Here is a 21,182-nt window from a genome sequence, read left to right as displayed (position 1 = left end):
AGGCCCGCAGTGGCCCGTACCCCCGCCGACCTCGTCGGGGCGGACCCCGGCCCGCCGTTCGAGATCACCTTCGACGGCCGTACGGTCACCGCCCTGCCCGGCCAGTCCGTCGCCGCCGCCCTGTGGGGGGCCGGCATCCTCGCCTGGCGCACCACCCGCGACGGCGGCCGCCCGCGCGGCGCCTTCTGCGGCATCGGCCAGTGCTACGACTGCCTGGCCACCGTCAACGGACAGCCCAACAAGCGGGCCTGCCTGGTCCCCGCCCGGCCCGGGGACGCCGTCACCACCCAGGAAGGACACGGCCATGCCCCGCTCGGCGTCTGAGCCGTACGACCTCGCGGTCATCGGCGCCGGCCCCGCCGGCCTCGCCGGCGCCGTCACCGCCCGCGAACTCGGCCTGTCCGTCGCCCTGCTGGACGCCTCCGCACAGACCGGCGGCCAGTTCTTCCGCCATCCCGCCCCCGCCACGGGCGCCGCCCGGCCGCAGGCCCTGCACCACGGATGGCCCGCCTTCACCGCACTGCGCGAACGCCTGACGGCGAGCGGCACCGACCACCTCACCGGCCACCACGTGTGGACCGTGACCCGGGAGGGCGAGGACGCCTGGACCGTGCACGCCCTCACCGGCCCCGACGGCGACGGCGACCGGCCGGTGCGCGTGCACGCCCGCGCGGTCCTGCTCGCCACCGGCGCCCAGGAGCGGCACCTGCCCTTCCCCGGCTGGACCCTGCCCGGAGTCGTCGGCGCCGGAGGCGCCCAGGCCATGCTCAAGTCCGGGCTCGTCCTGCCCGGCCGGCGCATCGTCGTCGCGGGCAGCGGGCCGCTGCTGCTGGCCGTGGCCTCCTCGCTCGCCACCGCCGGCGCCCGCGTCCCCGCCGTCGTGGAGGCGGCCGGCTACCTCGGCTACGCCCGCCACCCGCGCGCCCTGGCCACCAACCCGCACAAACTCCTCGAAGCCGTCGTCCACGGCTCGCTGCTGCTGCGCCACCGGGTGCGGCTGCGCACCCGCAGCGCCGTCACCGCCGTCCACGGCACCGACCGCGTCGAAGCCGTGACGGTCTCCCGGATCGACCGTGCGTGGCGGCCCCTTCCCGGAACGGACCGCCGCATCGTCTGCGACGCCCTGGCCGCCGGGCACGGCCTCGCCCCGCAGATCGAGCTCGCCACGACCGTCGGCTGCGCGACCCGCCGCACGGCCGACGGCACGGACGCCCTGGTCCTGGACGAGCTGCAGCGCAGCTCGGTGCCCGGCCTGTGGTCCGCGGGCGAGACCGGGGGAGTGGGCGGCTGGCAACTGGCCGTCGTCGAGGGCGAGATGGCGGCCCGGGCGGCCGCAGCCCACCTGTGCCCCCGGCCCGCCCTCGCCCACGACGGGCGCATGCGCGAGCTGCGCCGCCGCCGGGACCGCATGCGCGCCTTCGCCGACGCCATGGCCGCCGCCCACGCCCCCGGCCCCGGCTGGACCGGCTGGCTCACCGACGACACGGACGTCTGCCGCTGCGAAGAGGTGACCGCCGGCCGCATCCGCGAGGCGGCCGGCGACCTCGGCGCCCGGGACGCCCGCACCGTCAAGCTCCTCACCCGTGCCGGCATGGGCTGGTGCCAGGGCCGGACGTGCGGGGCGGCCGTGGCCTGCCTGGCGGCCGCCGGTACGGCGCAGGGGACCGTACCGCCGTCCGCCGAACGCCGGCCGCTCGCCGTGCCCGTCCCCCTCGGCGTCCTGGGCTCCGACCCCCCTGACACGGCCCGGACGACCCCGGCCGCACGACCCGCTCACCCACCGAAGAAGGGTTCCCGCACATGACCGCCACCTCCTGGAACACCGACCGACCCTGGCGCGGCATCATGGTCGCCACCGCGCTCCCGCTGCGCGCGGACCTCTCCGTCGACTACGACGCCTACGCCGAGCACGTCCGCTGGCTCATCGACAACGGCTGCGACGGCGTCGTGCCCAACGGCTCCCTCGGCGAGTACCAGACCCTCACCGACGACGAGCGCGCCCGCGTCGTGCGCACCGCCGTCGAGGCGGCCGGCGACGGCGCGCGCGTGATGCCCGGCGTCGCCGCGTACGGCAGCGCCGAGGCGCGCCGCTGGGCCGACCAGGCCGCCGAGGCCGGCTGCGGCTCCGTCCTGCTGCTGCCGCCGAACGCCTACCGCGCCGACGAGAGTGCCGTCCGCGCCCACTACGCCGAGGTCGCCCGGGCCCAGATCCCGGTCGTGGCGTACAACAACCCCATCGACACCAAGGTCGACCTGACCCCCGCCCTCCTCGCCGGCCTGCACGGCGAGGGCAGCATCGTGGCGGTCAAGGAGTTCAGCGGCGACGTCCGGCGCGCCTACGAACTGGCCGAACTGGCCCCGGAACTGGACCTCCTGATCGGCGCGGACGACGTCCTCCTGGAGCTCGCCGTCGCCGGCGCGGTCGGCTGGATCGCCGGCTACCCCAACGCCTTCCCCGCCACCTGCGCCGAGCTGTACCGCGCGGCCGTCGCCGGGGACCTGCAGACGGCACGCCCCCTCTACGCCTCGCTGCACCCCCTGCTGCGCTGGGACTCCAAGACCGAGTTCGTCCAGGCCATCAAGGTCTCCATGGACCTCGCCGGCCGCCACGGCGGCCCGACCCGGCCGCCGCGCGGCCCCCTGACGGGAGGGACGGCCGCCGCGGTGCGCGCCGCCACCGAGAAGGCGCTCGCCGACGGGCACCACTGACCACCGCAGCCACCTGCCCCCGCAGCCACCTGCCACCGCAGCCACCTGCCCCCGCAGCCACCTGCCCCCGCAGCCACCTGCTGAAAGGACGTCCGTGCGCACTCGTCACGTCTTCCACGCCGTCGACTCGCACACCGAGGGCATGCCCACCCGCGTCATCACCGGCGGAGTGGGCGTCATACCCGGCGCCACCATGGCCGAACGCCGGCTGCACTTCATGGAGCACCTGGACCACCTCCGCACGCTCCTGATGTACGAACCCCGCGGCCACGCCTCCATGAGCGGCGCGATCCTCCAGCCACCCACCCGCCCCGACGCCGACTACGGGGTCCTCTACATCGAGGTCTCGGGCGTGCTGCCGATGTGCGGGCACGGCACCATCGGGGTCGCCACCGTGCTCGTGGAGACCGGTATGGTGCCGGTCACCGAGCCCGTCACCACCGTGCGGCTGGACACCCCCGCCGGGCTGGTCACGGCCGACGTGCACGTCGAGGGCGGCGCGGCGAAGGCCGTCACGTTCACCAACGTGCCCGCCTTCTGCGTCGGCCTGGACCGCACGCTGGACGTGCCCGGCCACGGGAAGGTGACGTTCGACCTGGCCTTCGGCGGCAACTTCTACGCCTTCGTCGACACCGACGCGCTGGGGCTTCCGTTCGGCCGGGAGCACAAGGACGAGCTCCTCGCCGCGGGGCTCGCCGTCATGGACGCCGTCAACGCCTCACCGGACCGGCCCGTCCACCCCGAGGACCCCGGCATCGGCGGCCTCAAGCACGTCTACCTCACCGCGCCCGGCTCCGACGCGCACCGCTCCCGGCACGCCATGGCCATCCACCCGGGCTGGTTCGACCGGTCCCCCTGCGGCACCGGCACCTCCGCCCGCATGGCACAGCTGCACGCGCGCGGCGCGCTCCCGCTGGAGCGGGACTTCGTCAACGAGTCCTTCATCGGGACGGAGTTCACCGGCCGCCTGGTGGGGGAGACGGAGGTCGGCGGGCTGCCGGCGGTCGTCCCCACCATCACCGGCCGCGCCTGGATCACCGGCACCGCCCAGTACTTCCTCGACCCGGACGACCCCTTCCCCGGAGGTTTCCTCCTGTGACCACCGAACCGGCCGCCACCGAACCGGCCTTCGTCGTCTCCCGCAACCCCACCGCCCCCGACGACGTCCTCGTGCGGCTCCGGGCCCCCGGCCCCGCGGCCGCGGCCGACGCCGTCGAGCGGGCCCGCGCCGCCCAGCCGCAGTGGCTGCGCGCCGGCGCGGCCGCCCGCTCCTCGGCGCTCGGCCGGGTCGCCGACGCCGTCGACGCCGCCGCCGGCGAGCTGGCCGCCCTGGCCGTACGGGAAGTGGGCAAGCCGCTCGCCGAGGCGCGGGCCGAGGTGGCCCGCACCGCCGCGATCTGGCGCTACTACGCCCAGGCCCCCTACGAGCCCACCGGCGCCGTCCACGAGCCGGCCGCCGGAGAGGGGCTGCTGCTGACCCGCCGCCGGCCGCACGGCGTCGCGGGCCTGATCACCCCGTGGAACTTCCCCTTCGCCATCCCCGGATGGAAGGCCGCGCCGGCTCTGGCGGCCGGCAACACCGTCGTCCTCAAACCCGCGCCCGAGGCGACCGCCTGTGCGCTGCGGCTGGCCGACATCGCCCGGGAGGCGCTGCCCGAGGGGGTGTTCCGCATCGTTCCCGGCGGTGCCGCCGAGGGCGACGCCGTCCTGCGCGCCGCCGACGTCGTCTCCTTCACCGGCTCCACCGCCGTCGGCACCGACGTCGTGCGCACGGCCACCGCCCGGGGCGTCCCCGTCCAGGCCGAGATGGGCGGGCTCAACGCGGCGATCGTCCTGCCCGACGCCGACATCGGCCGGGCCGCCGCCCACATCGCGGCCGCCCTCGCCGGGTACGCGGGCCAGAAGTGCACCGCCACCAGCCGGGTGATCGCCGTCGGCGCCGCCCTCGCCCCCCTGCGCGAGGCCCTCGGGGAGGCGCTGCGCGCGCTCCCGGTGGGCGACCCGGCCGACCCGGCGACCGTCTGCGGGCCGCTCATCTCCCAGCGGGCGCGCGAGCAGTTCACCCGGGCCCTGGACGGGGTGTCCGTCCTCGCCGCGGGCACTGCCGTCGACGGCCCCGGCTGGTACGCGGCGCCGACGCTGGTGGAGAAGGTGGCGCCGGGCCACGGCCTGCTGCGGGAGGAGGTCTTCGGCCCCGTCGCGGCCCTGCTGCCCGCCGACGACCTCGCCGACGCCGTGCGCCTCGTCAACTCCGTGCCGTACGGGCTCGTCACCTCGGTGCACACCGCCGGCCTCGATGCGGTGCTGCAGGGACTGGACGGCCTGGACACGGGCATGATCCGCGTCAACGCACCGTCGACGGGCGTCGACTTCCACCTGCCCTTCGGCGGGGCGAAGGCGTCCGGGCACGGTGCGCGCGAACAGGGGCGTGCCGCGCTGGAGTTCTACACGGCGAGCCGCACGTACACCCTGGCACCGCAAAGCACAATGTGACATTGTACGCTGGTGGTCCAGTCCATCGGGGCACGAAAGGGACACCATGGGGCACCTCAAGCAGCGCAATCTCGTCACCGCCACGGAGCGGCTGCGCGATCAGGTCGCCCACGCCCTGCGTGCCGCGCTGATCTCCGGTGAACTGCGCCCCGGCGAGGTCTACTCGGCACCGGGGCTCGCGGAGGACTTCGGCATCTCCGCGACCCCGGTGCGCGAGGCGATGCTCGACCTGGCCCGCGAGGGCCTGGTCGAGCCGGTCCGCAACAAGGGCTTCAGGGTGACCGAGGTCAACGAGCGCGACCTCGACCAGTACACCGAGATCCGCACCCTGATCGAGGTGCCCATGACCGGCCGCGTCACGCGCATCGCGACCGCCGAGGACCTCGAAGTGCTCCGCCCCGTCGCCGAGGAGATCGTGCGCGCCGCCCGCGAGCACGACCTCATCGGCTACCTGGAGGCGGACCGGCAGTTCCACCTCTCCCTGCTCGCGCTCTCCGGCAACGAACGCCTCGTCGAGACCGTCAGCGACCTGCGCAAGCGCTCGCGCCTGTACGGGCTGACCGCCCTGGACCAGCGCGGCGAGCTGATCCCCTCGGCCGAGGAGCACCTGGAGCTGCTCGACCTGATGCTGGCGGGCGACGCCAAGGGCGCCGAGAAGTGCATGGCGCGGCACCTGGGGCACGTGCGCTCGCTGTGGGCCAAGGGCGGCGGGGACGAGGCGCCGCAGGCCGGGCGCCGCAAGGCCGCCCGCTGACGCGGCCGACCCGCCGCGGGGCCCGCACCGGCCCGTCGCACACACCCTGGGGCGTCCTCGTCCTCCGGGGCCCGCGCGCCGCATACTGGCGGCAAGGGCGGCTCCCGGAGGGAAGGGGAGCGCATGGCGCCGATCACGATGGCGATGGCCGGCGACACCATGCTCGGGCGCGGCGTCGGCGAGCGGCTGGCACAGGCGCCGGAGCCGGACACGATCCTGTGCGAGGAGCTCCGCGAGATCGTCGCGACGGCCGATCTGTTCGTCGCCAACCTCGAATGCTGCGTCTCCGGCCGGGGCGAGCCCTGGCCCGCGCCGGGCAAGCCGTTCTTCTTCCGGGCTCCGCCCGAGACCGCGGACGTCCTCGCGGAGCTGGGCGTGGACTGCGTGACCCTGGCCAACAACCACGCCCTGGACTTCGGCTACGACGCCCTGACGGACACCCGTGAGCTCCTGACGCGGGCGGGCGTCGCGGCGGTGGGGGCGGGGCCCGACGCGGGCGCCGCCCGCGCGTACGCCGTGCTGGAGACGGGCGGGGTACGACTGGCCGTGGTGGGCGTCACCGACCACCCTGAGGACTTCGCGGCCGGGCAGGACCGCCCCGGAGTGGCCTTCGCCGACCTGCGGCGCGGCGTTCCCCACTGGCTCGCCGAACTGGTGGGGCGCGCGGCCGCCGAGGCCGACGTGGTGCTCGTCACCCCGCACTGGGGGCCCAACATGACCGCCGCCCCGCCCCACCACGTGCAGGACGCCGCAGCCGCCCTGATGGCGGCCGGCGCGACCCTGATCGCCGGGCACTCCGCCCACGTCTTCCACGGGGTCGCCTCCCGCGTCGTGCACGACATGGGCGACTTCGTCGACGACTACGCCGTCGACCCCCACCTCCGCAACGACCTGGGGCTGCTCTTCCTCGTCACCCTGGACGGCCCGGAGCCGGCCCGCTACCGCCCCGTCCGCCTCGAAGCGGTGCCCCTGTACCTGGACTACTGCCGCACCACCGTGGCGCGCGAGGAGCACTGGCAGTGGATCCACGACCGGTACGCCCGGGCCTGCGCCGCGTTCGGCACGGCCGTGGCCGTACGGGACGGGCGGCTGGTGGCCGACTGGGCGTAGGGCCGCGGCCCACACAGCGTGACCGGCGCCGCAGCCGGGGGCTACGCGCGTGTAGCTTTTGCTGTACAGCCGCGCCGACGTCATCTGCGCGGCATGTACCCGTCATCCGACCGTACGCCTACCGTGCTGCCGACCCGGTACCGCCATACCGATACGAAGGACGCCCCACCCATGCCCTACGTGCGCCATTGGCTGCGCTACTCCCTCCTGCTGTTCGCGACCGCGATCGCGCTCGGGATGGTCGCCGCGCATACGCGGCTGATCCAGCCGCACGACCTGGACCTGGACCGCACGATCCAGACCAACACGCGCACCGGCTGGCTGAACCACACGATGGAGGCGGTCAGCTACTGCGCCTCGCCCGTGGCCGGCGTGATCATCCTCGCGGTCTGGTGCGGCTGGCTGCTGTTCGTCAAGCGCCGCCCCATCACCGCGTCGGCGGTCTTCCTCGTGGTCGCGGTCGGCTGGAACAGCACGCAGCTGGCGAAGGCGATCGTGGCGCGGCCCCGGCCGCCGCGCGAGTTCATGCTCGACCCCGAGATCGGCTCCAACAGCTTCCCCAGCGGCCACACCGCCTTCACCGTGGCGGTGGCCCTGGCCGTCTTCTTCCTCTTCCGCGAGTCCCGGCACCGTCGCACGGTCGCCGTCCTCGGTGTCCTCGCGGTCCTGCTGGTCGCCTTCTCCCGCATGTACGTCGGCGCCCACTACCCGACCGACACCTTCGGCTCGGTGCTGATCGCGAGCTCCGCGGTCCTCTTCGTGACCGGCGTGTGGCACGCCTGGCTGCTGCCCCGGCTGGAGACCCTGCCGGTGCTGGGCGGCCTGCTCGGCCGCTTCGGCCTGGCGGAGGAGCGCGCCGCGCTCGCGGCGGCGGAGCAGGGCGGACACCACGACGACGGGTACTACGGCGGACCGTACGACGGCCAGTACGGCGGCTACGGCGAGTACCCCGGCCAGGCGGGCCCCGTGGCCGGCCACGGACGGCGCCGGGCGGCGGGCCCGGCCTCCGGCGGGCGGCACCGCCGGCACGCGGGGCGCTGAGGCCGCGGCACGGCCTTACGCACAGCAGCGCACGACCAGGGCGGACCCCTTCGGGGGTCCGCCCTTCGCGTTGACCGGGCACGGTCCGCCCGCGGCCGCGCGTGCCTTCCGTATTGCCGCACCGCGTTCTACCGTGTCCGCCCGCACCCACAGGGACCGCCGGCGACCACATGGAGGGGCCGTGGATCTCCAGTACACCCCGCAGCAGCAGCGGTTACGGGCCGAACTGCGCGCGTACTTCGCGGATCTGGTACCCGACGAGGCGTCCGCGCGGCATGCCGACGCGGCCGAGCGGAAGCGGTTCTACCGGCGGACCGTCCGCCGCCTCGGCGCGGACGGCCGCCTCGGCGTGGGGTGGCCGAAGGAGTACGGGGGCAGCGGGATGACCCCCGTCGAGCAGTTCATCTTCTTCGACGAGGCCGCCCAGGCCGGGGTGCCGCTGCCGCTCATGGCGCTCAACACGGTCGGCCCCACCCTCATGCGGTTCGGCACCGACGAGCAGAAGGCGACCTTCCTCCCGGGCATCCTCTCCGGCGAGCTGGACTTCGCCATCGGCTACAGCGAGCCCGGCGCCGGCACCGACCTCGCCTCCCTCACCACCCGGGCGGTGCGCGACGGCGACGCGTACGTGGTGAACGGGCAGAAGATCTGGACCACCAACGGCGACACCGCCGACTGGGTCTGGCTCGCCGTCCGCACCGCCCCCGTGACGGAAGGCGTCCCGCCGCACAAGGGCATCAGCATCCTCCTCGTCCCCACCAGCGACCCCGGCTACTCCTGCACCCTGATCAACACGCTGGCCTCGCACGACACCACCGCCAGCCACTACGAGAACGTCCGCGTCCCCTTCTCCCGCCGGGTCGGCGAGGAGAACCAGGGCTGGCGCCTGATCACCACTCAGCTCAACCACGAGCGCGTCACCCTCGCCGCCCACGGCACCACCGCCATCAGGGCCCTGCGCGACGTCCGTGACTGGGCCGCCGCCACCAAGCTCGCCGACGGCCGCCGCGTCGCCGACCTGGGCTGGGTGCGCGGCCTCCTCGCCCGCACCCATGTGCGGCTGGACGCGATGCGGCTGCTGAACTGGCGGATGGTCGACGCCCTCCAGCGCGGCGCGCTCACCCCGCAGGACGCCTCGGCGGTCAAGGTCTACGGCTCCGAGGCGCGCCGGGCGGCCTACGCCTGGCTGATGGAGGTCCTGGGCGCGGCCGGCCCCCTCAAGGAGGGCTCCGCGGGCGCGGTCCTCCGCGGCGAGCTGGAGCGCGGCTACCGCAGCGCCGTCATCTTCACCTTCGGCGGCGGCAACAACGAGATCCAGCGGGAGATCATCTCCTGGATCGGCCTGGGCATGCCCCGGGTGCGCCGCTGACGCACATCCGCCCCCCGGAGCCGTCCGTCGGGCTACAAGCCGCACTGAGGGGCCGCCATACTTGAGGGGCCGGGGGAGGCGGAGCCAAACGACGGGGGCGGCGGCACAGCATGGCGGACACCAGGCTGATCCAGGGCCGGTACCAGCTGCTCGACCTGATCGGGCGGGGCGGGATGGGCGAGGTGTGGCGGGCCCGCGACGAATCGCTGGGCCGTCAGGTGGCCGTCAAGTGCCTCAAACCCATGGGACGTCAGCACGAACCGTCCTACCTTCGGGTGCTGCGCGAGCGGTTCCGGCGCGAGGCCCGCGTCGCCGCCTCCCTGCAGCACCGCGGCATCACGGTCGTGCACGACTTCGGCGAGTCCGAGGGCGTGCTCTACCTCGTCATGGAGCTCCTCGACGGCCGCAACCTCAGCCAGCTGCTGGAGGACAACAAACAGCACCCGCTGCCCGTGCCCGAGGTCATCGAGATCGCCGAGCAGGTCGGCGCCGCCCTGGCCTACACCCACCGCCAGGGCATCGTGCACCGCGACCTCAAGCCCGCCAACATCGTCCGCGTCGCCGACGGCACCGTGAAGATATGCGACTTCGGCATCGCGCGCCTGGCCCACGACATCGGCTTCTCCACCCGGCTCACCGGCACCGGCATCGCCATGGGCACCCCGCACTACATGTCGCCCGAACAGATCGGCGCCGGGAACGTCGACCACCGCAGCGACCTGTACTCGCTGGGCTGCGTGCTGTACGAGCTCGCCACCGGTGCGCCGCCCTTCGACATGGACGACGCCTGGGCCGTGCTCGTCGGCCACCGCGACACCCCGCCGCGGCCGCCGCGCGAGACGCGGCCGGAGTTGCCCGTGCCCTTCGAGGACATCGTCCTCGACCTGCTGGCCAAGGAGCCCGACGACCGGCCGGAGGACGCCGCCGAGCTGGTCCGGCGCATCGCCGCCATGCCCCCGTACCGGGCGGGCGCGCCCCCGCGCCGCACCCTGCCCGAGGAGCGCCCCCGGCCTCTGCGGGCCTCGGCCCGGCTGCCCGAGCCGCCCCGGCTGCCGGGCTGGGCGCGGAACATGACCACCGGTTCCAAGGCCGCCGGCACCGGTTCCCTGCAGCCTCCTCCCGACCCCCCCGCCGCCCTGACCGGCTCCTGGACCGGCCCCTGGGACGAGGGGGGCGAGGGCCCGGCCGGCACCCCGGCGCGTGGGACCGCGCCCGCGGCGGCGACCGAGCGGCCGCCGCCGGCTCTCGTCGCCGACCTCGCCGGACGGCACAGCGAGGGACTGCGGCTCGCCCGCCTGGACCGCTGGGCCGAGGCCGGTGAGGTGCAGCAGGCCGTCGCGGCCGAGCGCGAACGCCTCCTCGGCCCCGACCACCCCGACACGCTCGCCAGCCGCTACGAGGTCGGCTTCGCCCTCAGCCGGCTGGGCCGGCCGCGCGACGCGCTGCGCGAGTTCGCGCGGACGGCCGCGGGCCGTGAACGGGTGCTCGGCCCCGACCACCCGGACACCCTCGCCGCCCGCCAGGAGACGGCCTACGTCCTCGGGCAGCTGGGCCGCCACTTCGAGGCCCACCAGGTGTACACCGCCGTGCTCACCGCCCGGGAGCGCGTGATGGGCACCGACCACCCGGACACCCTGCGCTGCCGCCACAACCTCGCCTTCAACCTGAGCAGACTGGGCCGGCTGGAGGACTCGTACAGCATGGCGCGCGACGTCGCGGCCGCGCGCGCCCGCGTCCTGGGCCCCGAGCACCCGGACACCCTCGTCACCCGCTACGAGGTCGGCTACGCGCTCGGCCAGCTCGGCCGCTGGACGGAGGCGTTGCGCACGTACCAGGAGGTGGCCACCGCCCGGGCCCGGGTGCTCGGCCCCGACGAGGCCGACACGCTCGCCGCCCGCTACGAGGCGGGCATCTGCCTGGGCCGGCTGGGCCGCAGCGCGGAGGCCCTGGAGCTCTACCGCGAACTGGTCGAGGACCGCACCCGGGCCCAGGGCGCGGCCCACCCCGACACCCTGCGCGCCCGGCACGGCCTGGGCGTCAACCTCGGCCGCCTGGGCCGCTGGGAGGAGGCCCTGGCCGAGGCGCGCGACGTCTGCGCGATCCGCGCCCGGGTGCTGGGCGCGGACCACCCCGACACGCTCGTCAGCCGCCGCGAGGTGGCGGTCGGGCTCGGCTGGCTCGGCCGCTGGACCGACGCCCTCGCCGTCTACCGCGACGTCGCCCAGGCCCGCCAGCGGGTGCTGGGCGCGGCCCACCCCGACGCCCTGGCCAGCCGGCAGGACGAGGCGCACTGCCTGGAGCAGCTGGGCCGCTCCGCCGAGGCCGTGGAGCTGTACCGGCAGGTCGCGGCGTTGCGCCGGATCCGCTCCCCCCGCAGCAACCCCGGACAGATCTGACGCTGCGTCAGAAAAATGATGCCGCCGGGTTCCCTCCCCGGGGCCGCTGCGGCATCCTGCCGCCCATGCGGACCGAGCTGAGCAGCCGGATGGGCATCGAGCACGCCCTCTTCGGTTTCACTCCCTTCCCCGCGGTGGCCGCCGCCATCAGCCGCGCCGGCGGGTTCGGCGTCCTGGGCGCGGTGCGCTACCGCGCCCCCGGCGACCTCGCGCGCGACCTCGACTGGATGGAGGAGCACACCGACGGCAGACCGTACGGGCTCGACGTCGTCATGCCCGCGAGGAGGGCCGAGGGCGTCACCGAGGCCGACGTCGAGGCGATGATCCCGCCCGGCCACCGCCGGTTCGTCCAGGAGACCCTCGCCCGGTACGGCGTGCCCGCGCTCGCCGAGGGCGATCCGTCCGGGTGGCGCATCACCGGATGGATGGAGGAGGTGGCCCGCACCCAGCTGGACGTCGCCTTCGACTACCCGGTGAAGCTCCTGGCCAACGCCCTCGGCCCGCCGCCCGCCGATGTCGTCGACCGCGCCCACCGGCACGGCGCCCTCGTCGCCGCGCTCGCCGGCAGCGCCCGCCACGCCGCCCGCCACGCGGACGCCGGCGTCGACATCGTCGTCGCCCAGGGCTACGAAGCCGGCGGCCACACCGGGGAGATCGCCACCATGGTGCTGACCCCCGAGGTCGTCCGGGCCGTCGACCCGCTGCCCGTGCTGGCCGCCGGCGGCATCGGCAGCGGGGAACAGATCGCCGCCGGCCTCGCCCTGGGCGCCCAGGGCGTCTGGCTCGGCTCCCTGTGGCTCACCACCGAGGAGGCCGCGCTGCCCTCCCGGGCCCTGACCGCGAAGCTCCTCGCCGCCGGATCCGGGGACACCGTCCGCTCCCGGGCCCTCACCGGCAAGCCCGCCCGTCAGCTGCGCACCGCCTGGACCGACGCCTGGGACGACCCGGCCGGCCCCGGCCCCCTGCCCATGCCGCTCCAGGGCCTGCTCGTCGCGGAAGCCCTCACCCGCATCCAGAAGTACGAGGCCCTGCCCCTGCTGGGCACGCCGGTGGGCCAGATCGTGGGGGCGATGGACTCCGTACGTTCCGTCCAGGCGGTCGTGGACGACCTGACCCGCGGCTTCGAGCGAGCAGTGGAGCGGTTGCGGGCAGTCGTTCCGCCGTCCGGGGGCACCTCCCGGCGGCAGCCGGGGGAGGGCGGGCACGACGCCACCCACCGAGCCGCACCCTGCGACGCGCCCCAGGAGGACACCACGCCATGACGCAAAAGAGCAACGGCTTCTGGGCGCAGGCCACGGAGAACCCCGGCCGCGTCGTCCTGATCACCCCGCAGGGGGAGGGCTGGACCGCAGGTCGCCTGCACGCCGAGGCCAACCGCCTGGTCCACGGCCTCCGCGCCGCCGGCCTCCGCGAGGGCGACGCCTTCGCCACCGTCCTGCCCAACGGCGCGGAGTTCCTCACGGCCCATCTCGCCGCCACCCAGGCCGGCTTCTACCTGGTGCCCGTCAACCACCACCTCCTCGCAGCGGAGATCGCCTGGATCGTCGCCGACTCCGGGGCCAAGGTGCTCATCGCCCACGAGCGCTGGGGCGCCGCAGCCGCGGCCGCCGCCGACGAGGCGAACCTGCCCGCGGCCCGGCGGTACGCCGTCGGTGACGTCCCGGGATTCCGCCCGTACGCCACGCTCCTCGACGGGCAGCCCGGCACCCCGCCCGCCGGCCGGACCCTCGGCTGGGTCATGAACTACACCTCCGGCACCACGGGACGCCCCCGCGGCATCCGTCGCCCCCTGAACGGCCGGCCGCCCGAGGAGAGCCATCTCGGCGGCTTCCTCGGGATCTTCGGCATCCAGCCGGCCGGCGGCAACGTCCACCTGGTCTGCTCGCCGCTCTACCACACGGCCGTCCTGCAGTTCGCCGCCGCGTCCCTGCACATCGGGCACCGGCTGGTGGTGATGGACAAGTGGACGCCCCAGGAGATGCTGCGCCTGATCGACACCCACCGGTGCACCCACACCCACATGGTGCCCACCCAGTTCCAGCGCCTGCTCGCCCTGCCGCACGACGTGCGCGAACGCTATGACGTCTCCTCCATGCGGCACGCCCTGCACGGCGCCGCCCCCTGCCCGGAACACGTGAAACGAGCCATGATCGACTGGTGGGGCACCTGCGTCGAGGAGTACTACGCGGCCAGCGAGGGCGGCGGCGCCTTCGCCACCGCCGAGGAGTGGCTGCGCAGACCGGGCACGGTCGGCCGGGCCTGGCCCATCAGCGAACTCGCCGTGCTCGACGACGAGGGCAAGGCCCTGCCCGCCGGTGAGGTCGGCACCGTCTACCTGCGGATGACCACCGGCCGCTTCGCCTACCACAAGGACGCCGCCAAGACGGAGCGCAGCCGGGTCGGCGACTTCTTCACCGTCGGCGACCTGGGCCGCCTCGACGAGGACGGCTACCTCTTCCTCCACGACCGCAAGATCGACCTGATCATCTCGGGCGGCGTCAACATCTACCCCGCCGAGGTCGAGTCCGCGCTCCTGGCCCACCCGGCCGTCGCCGACGCCGCCGTCTTCGGCATCCCGCACGACGACTGGGGCGAGGAGGTCAAGGCCGTCGTGGAGCCCGCCGAGGGACACCGGCCGGACGAGGCCCTGGCCGCCACCCTCCTGGAGCACTGCGCCGGCCTGCTGGCCGGCTACAAGCGCCCCAGGTCGGTGGAGTTCATCGCGGCCATGCCCCGCGACCCCAACGGCAAGCTCTACAAACGCCGGCTGCGCGAACCGTACTGGCGGGGCCGCGAGCGCACGGGGTGACCGTTTCCCGCCGGTGCGGAGCCCGCCGCTCCACGGCGGTTCCCGGCCGATGCCGGGCACGGGGGGTACTGCGCCCTCCCGGGGCTCGCTAGACAGGACGGCGGTCCGACCGACAACAGGAGGAGACCGCTGTGAACGGCTTCGTCACCAAGAGCAGCAAGGCACTGCTGGCCCTGTCCGCCGCGGCCGTGCTCGGCCTCACGGGCACCGCCACCGCCCAGGCCCGGACGACCGGCGAAACCGCCCGGTCCGGCGCCACCGGCACCGCGGCCGACGCGGTGAAGGCCGAACTGGCCAACCGCGGCGCCGCGGCCGGCAGAATCGTCTGTTACCGCGTGCACGTGGCCGATCTCGGCTGGCTGCCGGCCGTCTGCGACGGCAGCGTCGCCGGCACCACGGGCCAGTCGCGCCGCATGGAGGCCATCGAGGTCGCCGTGGGCAACGTCGGCGGGGTGTGCCTCAACGCCCACCTCGCCGACATCGGCTGGCAGGGCACCCGCTGCGGCGGCGACTACCAGAACGTCGTCGCGGGCACCACCGGCCAGTCCCGGCGGATGGAGGCCCTCCACATCAGCGTGGCCTCCGGCTCCGTCACGGCCCGGGCACACCTGGAGGGCATCGGCTGGCAGCACGCCGTCCGCGGCAACCCGGTCACCGTCGGCACCACGGGCCAGTCCCGCCGCATGGAGGCGATCCAGATAGACGTCTGACCCCGCTCCGGACCACCGGGCGGCAACGACCAGGGGCGCACCGCGCGAGCGGCGCGGTGCGCCCCGTCGGCCGGGCCGCGGGGCTCAGCCCTCCCTGACGTGCACCACCTTCAGCTGCGGCGACGCCATGATGTCCTTCTCGCAGAACCGGCCCTGCACCATGCGCCCGGCCGAGAACAGCTCGGTCTGGTCGCTGTGGTGGGGCGAGCCGCTGAAAGCCGACTGGCTGTATGTGAGGAGGGTCCGGGCCACCGGGCACCCCTTGCCGTCGAAGCCGACGGCCTGGAGGTAACTGGAGCCGTGCACCACGTCGGCGTAGCCGCCGCGGGCGGCGTCCCACGGGGCGACGATCATGTTCCACACGCCCAGCCCGCCCCCGGGTATGGGGATGCGCTTGCCGTTGCGCACCACGAACTGGTGCTCGCCCAGGGGCGCGTCGAGGGCGATGCCCGCCGCCCGCAGCTGGCCGACCGTATCCGCCAGGGACCGGGCGAAGGCCGGGCCCTGGGTGTTGAGGGTGTTCGGCGTGGTCACGGGCTTCTGGGGATCGAAGGGGACCCGCCAGACCTCCGCCTGCCCGTCGGCGGTCAGCGTGCGCCAGAAGCGGTCGAAGAGCAGGGCACCCCTGCTGCCGGTGTTCATGGTGCGGTCCCAGCCGGCCAGGACGGCGCAGGCGGCCGACACGTCGACGGTCGTCCCCTTGCTGTCGACGGCCTTGCCGCCCGGCAGTGCGGCACACGCCTTGGCCGCGTCCGCGGCGGCCAGGTCACCGGCGGGCGCGCGGTTGCGGAACTGATGCTTCTGCAGGTCGTCCACGGTGAGCCTGCCACGACCGGCCATGGCGGAGACGTCCTCGACGGCGCCCCGGGTACGCAGGGAGCGCGGTGTGGCGACGTCGCCGAAGATGCGCGGGTAGCCGGTGAGCGGCCGGTCCGCGTTGGCCAGCCAGGCGCTGTCGTTGGAGTTCTCGGCGTACGGAGCGTCGACCAGCGTCGGCATGGCTCGGGGACCGAAGATCCCTGGCTGGACGGCGTCGGCGTCCTTGCCGAGCGCGCAGGCGCCGCGTGAGCCGTCCAGGATCGCCAGGCCCCCGGCGGGGAAGGTCTGCTGCCCGGCCGGGGTGGAGCAGCGACGGGCGAGCTCGTCGGTGACGCGCGGCAGGACCTGCGCCTGGGTGTAGAGGCTGTGGCCCCCGGAGTCGGCGGCGACCGTGTTGACCCAGGGCAGCCCCTGGGCGCGGTCGAGCGCTGCCCGGGCGTCCTGCACCGAGCGGGCCTTGCTCAGGCCCAGGGAGGCGTCCAGGAAACGGAGGTTGGCGGCGTTGGGGTCGACCAGGGCGAACGCCGACGCGGCCGTCCACGGCAGGGGCAGATCCTCGCCCAGCCCGCTGATCACCGGGCCGAAGCGCGTCCGCCACTGGGTGCGGCTGACCTTCTCCGGCCTGCCGTCCTTGCCGCGCACGGTGACGGTGACCGTCCGGCCGGTCATCCGCTCGGGTCTGCCGTCCACGAGGTAGGTGTACGGGTCGCCGGGCCGCAGCTTCAGCTCGTACACGCTCATCGGCACGCCCGTGGAGACGGTGTGGCTCCAGGCCATGTCGCCGTTGTGGCCGATGGAGGTGATCGGGAGGCCGAGCAGCGAGGCGCCGGAGACGTTCAGCTCGCCGGGAATGGTCAGCTGCGACTGCCAGAAGCGGCGGCCGCCCGACCAGGGGTAGTGCGGGTTGCCCAGGAGCAGGCCCCGCCCGTCGGCGGTGGTCCCACCCGAGAAGGCCACCGCGTTCGACCCCATGGCGGCGTTCTCGCGGTCGAAGAACGTGCGGGCCGCGGCTGCCAGGTCCGGCTTCGCCGCGCCGGCCGGCGGCCGTGCCACGGTCTTCCCGGCCGGGGGCCGGGCGCCGACGATGCCGTCGGCGGCCTGCCCCTCGCCGCCCAGCAGCGTGATGGCGTAGCCGCGCCGGGCGACGTCGAGGGCGGTGACCGGGCGGACCCAGTCCTTGCCGCGGCAGGCGGGGTCGGCGATGCGGTTCTGCCGCAGCCAGGCGTTGTAGCCCGCCGCCCAGCCGCGCGCCAGCTCCTTGGCCTGCCTGCTCGGCCCGCGCGGGGCGGGCTGGTCGAGGAGCTTCTCCACCGTCCGGGCGTCGTTGACGCCGCGGAAGAACAGGTCGCTGGAGAGGTTGTCGCGGGCCGAGGACAGCGCCGCGTCGGCCGGGGCGTCGGCACCGAAGGCCAGGGAGCGCTCCCCGCGCAGGGTGACGAAGCCGCCTGCGAGCTCACAGACGTTGTCGGCGGCCTGTGCCCAGCCGTTGCCGAAGCCGAGGCTCGCGTAGTCCTTGCCGACGATGTGCGGAATGCCGTACTCGGTGTAGCGGATCACGGCGGACAGGCCGCCGCCGGACGGCTGGAGCGCACGGTCCGGCGCCGGGGCGGCCGCTGCCGTGGCCGGCAGCGCGCTCGCGCCGGTCAGCAGGGCGAGGCCGGCGACGGCCAGCGTGCGTAAGCGGTGACGGAGGAGCAAGGCGAACTCCTGTGGGAGAAAGGGAAACCGACGCCCTTCGTGACGCGGTCGGTGGCGTCATGGTTCAGTCGTGCGGGGATGGTTCAGTCGTGCGGGGTGCGGCCACGCTCGTCGACGATCCGCCGGAGCTTGCCCACGGACCGCTCCAGGGTGCCGGGGTCCACGACGTCGACCGACGCCGAGACGCCTATGCCTTCCTTGACCCGGCGCGCCGTCTCGGCGGCGGCCGCCGCCCGTTGGGCGGCCGACGCCTCCGGCCGCGCCTCGGCCCGCACGGTGAGGTGGTCCATTCGTCCCTCCCGGGTCACACGCAACTGGAAGTGCGGCGCGAGGCCCGGGATGCTCAGGACGATCTCCTCGACCTGGGAGGGGAAGAGGTTCACCCCCCGCACGATGACCAGGTCGTCGGTGCGGCCGGTGATCCGCTCCATCCGCCGGAAGGCACGGGCCGTGCCGGGCAGCAGCCGTGTCAGGTCCCGGGTGCGGTAGCGGATCACGGGCATGGCTTCCTTGGTGAGCGTGGTGAGGACCAGCTCGCCCACCGCACCGTCCGGCACCGGCTCGCCCGTCACGGGATCGACGACCTCCGGGTAGAAGTGGTCCTCCCAGATGTGCAGCCCGTCCTTGGTCTCCACGCACTCCTGTGCCACCCCGGGGCCCATCACCTCCGAGAGCCCGTAGATGTCCACGGCGTCGAGGGCGAAGCGCTCCTCGATCTCCCGGCGCATCCCCTCCGTCCACGGCTCGGCACCGAAGATGCCCACCGCGAGGGAGGTGGTGCGGGGGTCGATGCCCTGTCGCTCGAACTCGTCGAGCAGGGTGAGCATGTACGTGGGGGTGACCATGATGACGCGGGGACGGAGGTCCCGGATGAGGCGCACCTGGCGCTCGGTCATCCCGCCGGACGCGGGGATCACCGTGCAGCCCAGCCGCTCCGCACCGTAGTGCGCCCCCAGCCCACCGGTGAACAGGCCGTAGCCGTACGCCACATGGACCGTATCGCCGGGACGGCCGCCCGCCGCCCGGATCGAACGGGCCACCAGGGACGCCCAGACGTCAAGGTCGCGGTCGGTGTAGCCCACGACGGTCGGTGCGCCCGTCGTGCCGCTGGAGGCGTGCAGGCGCCGCACCTGCGACCGGTCCACCGCGAACATGCCGAAGGGGTAGTGCTCGCGCAGATCCGCCTTGGTCGTGCAGGGGAACCGGGCGAGGTCCGCCGGCGTGCGGCAGTCCTCGGGCCGCAGGCCCGCGGCGTCGAACGAGCGGCGGTAGAAGGGGACGTGGTCGTAGACGTGGCGCAGCACCGCTCTCAGGCGCTGCAACTGCAGCGCCTCCAACTCCTCCCGCGGCATCCGCTCCGCCGCGTCCGCGTCACCCCGCAGGCTGTGCCCACCTGTCATCGTCCGTCGCCCCCGTCACCCGACCGATCGTTCGGTAGATTCACCGGGTCAAGTATTTTCCGGGCCGACACCGGGCGTCAAGGGGTCGCGGGCGGATGGGGATCACCCGCACGAGTGGTTTCCGGGGAGCGTCCGGCGGCCACCGCCTTGGCCCACCGGTAGTCCGCCTTGCCGCTGGGCGAGCGCTGGATGCGCTCGGTGAGGACCATGCTGCGCGGCACCTTGTACCCCGCGAGCCGGGCCCGGCAGTGCTCCTGCAGGGCGGCCAGGGTGGGCGGTCCGGCGCCCTCGCGCGGCTGGACGACCGCTGCGACGCGCTGCCCCCAGCGGGCGTCCGGCACGCCGGCCACCAGCGCGTCGTACACCGCCGGATGCGCCTTGAGGGCCTGCTCGACCTCCTCCGGGAACACCTTCTCGCCACCGGTGTTGATGCACTGCGAGCCCCGGCCGAGGACGGTGATCACGCCGTCCGCGCCGGCCGTCGCCAGGTCGCCGAGCAGCACCCAGCGCTCGCCGCGCGCGGTGAAGAAGGTCTCGGCGGTCTTCTGCGGATCGTTGTAGTAGCCGAGCGGCACGTGGCCGCGCTGGGCGATCCGCCCGGTCTCACCGGGCGCCGCCGGCCGGTGCGTGACCGGGTCGACGACGGCCGTACGGTCGTTGACGCGCAGCCGGAAGCCCCGGTCCGGCCCCGCGTCCTCGGTGGCGGTGCCGTTGAAGCCCGACTCCGAGGAGCCGAAGTTGTTCAGCAGCCGCACGCCCGGCAGCAGCGCGGCGAACTGCGCGCGCACGGTCTCCGACAGGACCGCCCCCGAGCTGCTCACGCTCAGCAGTGACGAGCAGTCCGAGCCCCGCAGCGGCCCGGCCAGGGCGTCCACCAGCGGGCGCAGCATCGCGTCGCCGACCAGGGAGAGGCTGGTGACCCGCTCCCGTGCGACCGTCCGCAGCACCTCCTCGGCGGCGAACTTGCGGTGCAGGACCACCTTCTGCCCGAAGCCGAAGCCGATGAGGGCGGTGAGCGTGGACGTGCCGTGCATGAGGGGCGCGGTGGGGAAGAAGACCAGCCCCGAGCCGCCCGCGGCGACCCGCTCGGCCAGCTCCTCGGGCCGCTTCACCGGCTCGCCGGTCGGCGCCCCGCCGCCGAGCCCGGAGAAGAAGAGGTCCTCCTGCCGCCACACGACGCCCTTGGGCAGGCCGGTGGTCCCGCCCGTGTAGATCAGGAACCGGTCGTCGCCCGAGCGCGGGGCGAAGTCCCGCTCCGGCGAGGCCGCCGCCACGGCGTCCGTCAGGGGAACGGGCGGGACGCGCGGTGCGGGCCCGCCCGCGGGCGGGGTGCCGGTGCACACCAGGTGGCGCAGCCGGCCGGCGCGGGGGAGGGCCGCCGCCACCCGGCCCGTGAAGTCGGCGTCGAACACCAGCGCCACCAGGTCGGCGTCGTGGTAGAGGTAGGCGAGTTCGTCCTCCACATACCGGTAGTTGACGTTGACGGGAACGGCCCGGATCTTCAGGCAGGCGAAGAGCGCCTGGAGGTACTCGACGCCGTTGTAGAGGTGGAGGCCCACGTGTTCGCCCGGCGCGACGCCGCTCTCGCGCAGGTGGTGGGCGAGCCGGTTGGCGGCCGCGTCGAGCCGGGCGTACGTCAGTCTGCGCTCGGCTCCGCCGCCCGGGTGGTCGAGGTGGACCAGGGCCTCCCGGCCGGGCACCGCGTCGACGACCGACTCGAAGAGGTCCGCGAGGTTGTAGTCCATGGAGGTCATTGGAGCGCCGCCGGCCACGGTGCGGAAGGCCCGGGCGGCAAGAAAACTGACGGGTTGTCAGAAAACTATTGAACCGCACCCCCGCCTCCTGCACGCTGTTCTGGTCTCACGACGGGAGGA

Annotated in this window: 15 protein-coding genes and 1 pseudogene; 13 read left to right on the top strand and 3 right to left on the bottom strand. The window is 74.6% G+C overall.

What is annotated here, in order from left to right; genetic code table 11:
- The first annotated feature begins 9 nt into the window (after positions 1-9).
- The 13 genes and pseudogenes from IE182_RS11240 (at position 10) to IE182_RS11180 (ending at position 15,391) form a co-directional block, all read left to right on the top strand.
- Positions 10-324, top strand: a complete 315-nt coding sequence (locus tag IE182_RS11240) for a (2Fe-2S)-binding protein (RefSeq protein WP_190109582.1) — start codon at positions 10-12, stop codon at positions 322-324.
- Positions 305-1,804, top strand: a complete 1,500-nt coding sequence (locus IE182_RS11235) for an FAD/NAD(P)-dependent oxidoreductase (protein WP_190109581.1) — start codon at positions 305-307, stop codon at positions 1,802-1,804. Before IE182_RS11240 ends, IE182_RS11235 begins: the two co-directional genes overlap by 20 nt.
- On the top strand, positions 1,801-2,709 hold the full coding sequence (locus tag IE182_RS11230; RefSeq protein ID WP_190109580.1) for a dihydrodipicolinate synthase family protein: 909 nt from the start codon (positions 1,801-1,803) through the stop codon (positions 2,707-2,709). The genes IE182_RS11235 and IE182_RS11230 overlap by 4 nt, the downstream gene beginning before the upstream one ends.
- A gap of 94 nt (positions 2,710-2,803) precedes the next feature.
- Positions 2,804-3,808: a proline racemase family protein gene (locus IE182_RS11225; RefSeq protein WP_190109579.1), complete on the top strand. Its 1,005-nt coding sequence runs from the start codon at positions 2,804-2,806 to the stop codon at positions 3,806-3,808.
- Positions 3,805-5,202 (top strand): aldehyde dehydrogenase family protein, encoded by a 1,398-nt coding sequence (locus tag IE182_RS11220; RefSeq protein WP_190109578.1) that lies wholly within the window; start codon positions 3,805-3,807, stop codon positions 5,200-5,202. The genes IE182_RS11225 and IE182_RS11220 overlap by 4 nt, the downstream gene beginning before the upstream one ends.
- A 46-nt stretch (positions 5,203-5,248) precedes the next feature.
- Positions 5,249-5,956 (top strand): GntR family transcriptional regulator, encoded by a 708-nt coding sequence (locus IE182_RS11215; RefSeq protein WP_190109577.1) that lies wholly within the window; start codon positions 5,249-5,251, stop codon positions 5,954-5,956.
- A gap of 123 nt (positions 5,957-6,079) precedes the next feature.
- Positions 6,080-7,066, top strand: coding sequence for a CapA family protein (locus tag IE182_RS11210; protein ID WP_190109576.1), 987 nt, complete (start codon positions 6,080-6,082; stop codon positions 7,064-7,066).
- A 171-nt stretch (positions 7,067-7,237) separates the two neighbouring features.
- Positions 7,238-8,107: a phosphatase PAP2 family protein gene (locus IE182_RS11205; protein ID WP_190109575.1), complete on the top strand. Its 870-nt coding sequence runs from the start codon at positions 7,238-7,240 to the stop codon at positions 8,105-8,107.
- A 181-nt stretch (positions 8,108-8,288) separates the two neighbouring features.
- Positions 8,289-9,476, top strand: a complete 1,188-nt coding sequence (locus IE182_RS11200) for an acyl-CoA dehydrogenase family protein (protein ID WP_190109574.1) — start codon at positions 8,289-8,291, stop codon at positions 9,474-9,476.
- Between the two features lie 110 nt (positions 9,477-9,586).
- Positions 9,587-11,872, top strand: a complete 2,286-nt coding sequence (locus IE182_RS11195; protein WP_190109573.1) for a serine/threonine-protein kinase — start codon at positions 9,587-9,589, stop codon at positions 11,870-11,872.
- 65 nt (positions 11,873-11,937) lie between these two features.
- A pseudogene (locus IE182_RS11190) lies at positions 11,938-13,041 on the top strand (NAD(P)H-dependent flavin oxidoreductase); the annotation flags it as partial.
- 89 nt (positions 13,042-13,130) lie between these two features.
- Positions 13,131-14,681, top strand: a complete 1,551-nt coding sequence (locus IE182_RS11185) for an acyl-CoA synthetase (protein ID WP_190109571.1) — start codon at positions 13,131-13,133, stop codon at positions 14,679-14,681.
- 131 nt (positions 14,682-14,812) lie between these two features.
- Positions 14,813-15,391 carry a hypothetical protein gene (locus tag IE182_RS11180; protein WP_190109570.1) on the top strand — a complete coding sequence of 193 codons (579 nt, stop codon included), beginning with the start codon at positions 14,813-14,815 and terminating at the stop codon, positions 15,389-15,391.
- 84 nt (positions 15,392-15,475) lie between these two features.
- On the opposite strand, the gene IE182_RS11175 is transcribed toward IE182_RS11180, so the two are convergent.
- From IE182_RS11175 to IE182_RS11165, 3 genes are all read right to left on the bottom strand, one after another.
- Complete coding sequence (locus IE182_RS11175) at positions 15,476-17,908, bottom strand: penicillin acylase family protein (RefSeq protein ID WP_190109569.1); 2,433 nt, start codon at positions 17,906-17,908, stop codon at positions 15,476-15,478.
- A gap of 83 nt (positions 17,909-17,991) precedes the next feature.
- Positions 17,992-19,308, bottom strand: coding sequence for a phenylacetate--CoA ligase PaaK (gene paaK / locus IE182_RS11170; RefSeq protein WP_190109568.1), 1,317 nt, complete (start codon positions 19,306-19,308; stop codon positions 17,992-17,994).
- A gap of 77 nt (positions 19,309-19,385) precedes the next feature.
- Positions 19,386-21,053, bottom strand: a complete 1,668-nt coding sequence (locus IE182_RS11165; RefSeq protein WP_190109567.1) for an acyl-CoA synthetase — start codon at positions 21,051-21,053, stop codon at positions 19,386-19,388.
- Between the last annotated feature and the right edge of the window lie 129 nt (positions 21,054-21,182).

It is taken from the genome of Streptomyces cinnamoneus (assembly GCF_014650495.1).
Lineage (GTDB): Bacteria > Actinomycetota > Actinomycetes > Streptomycetales > Streptomycetaceae > Streptomyces > Streptomyces cinnamoneus.
This window is presented reverse-complemented; position numbering and strand designations above follow the sequence as displayed.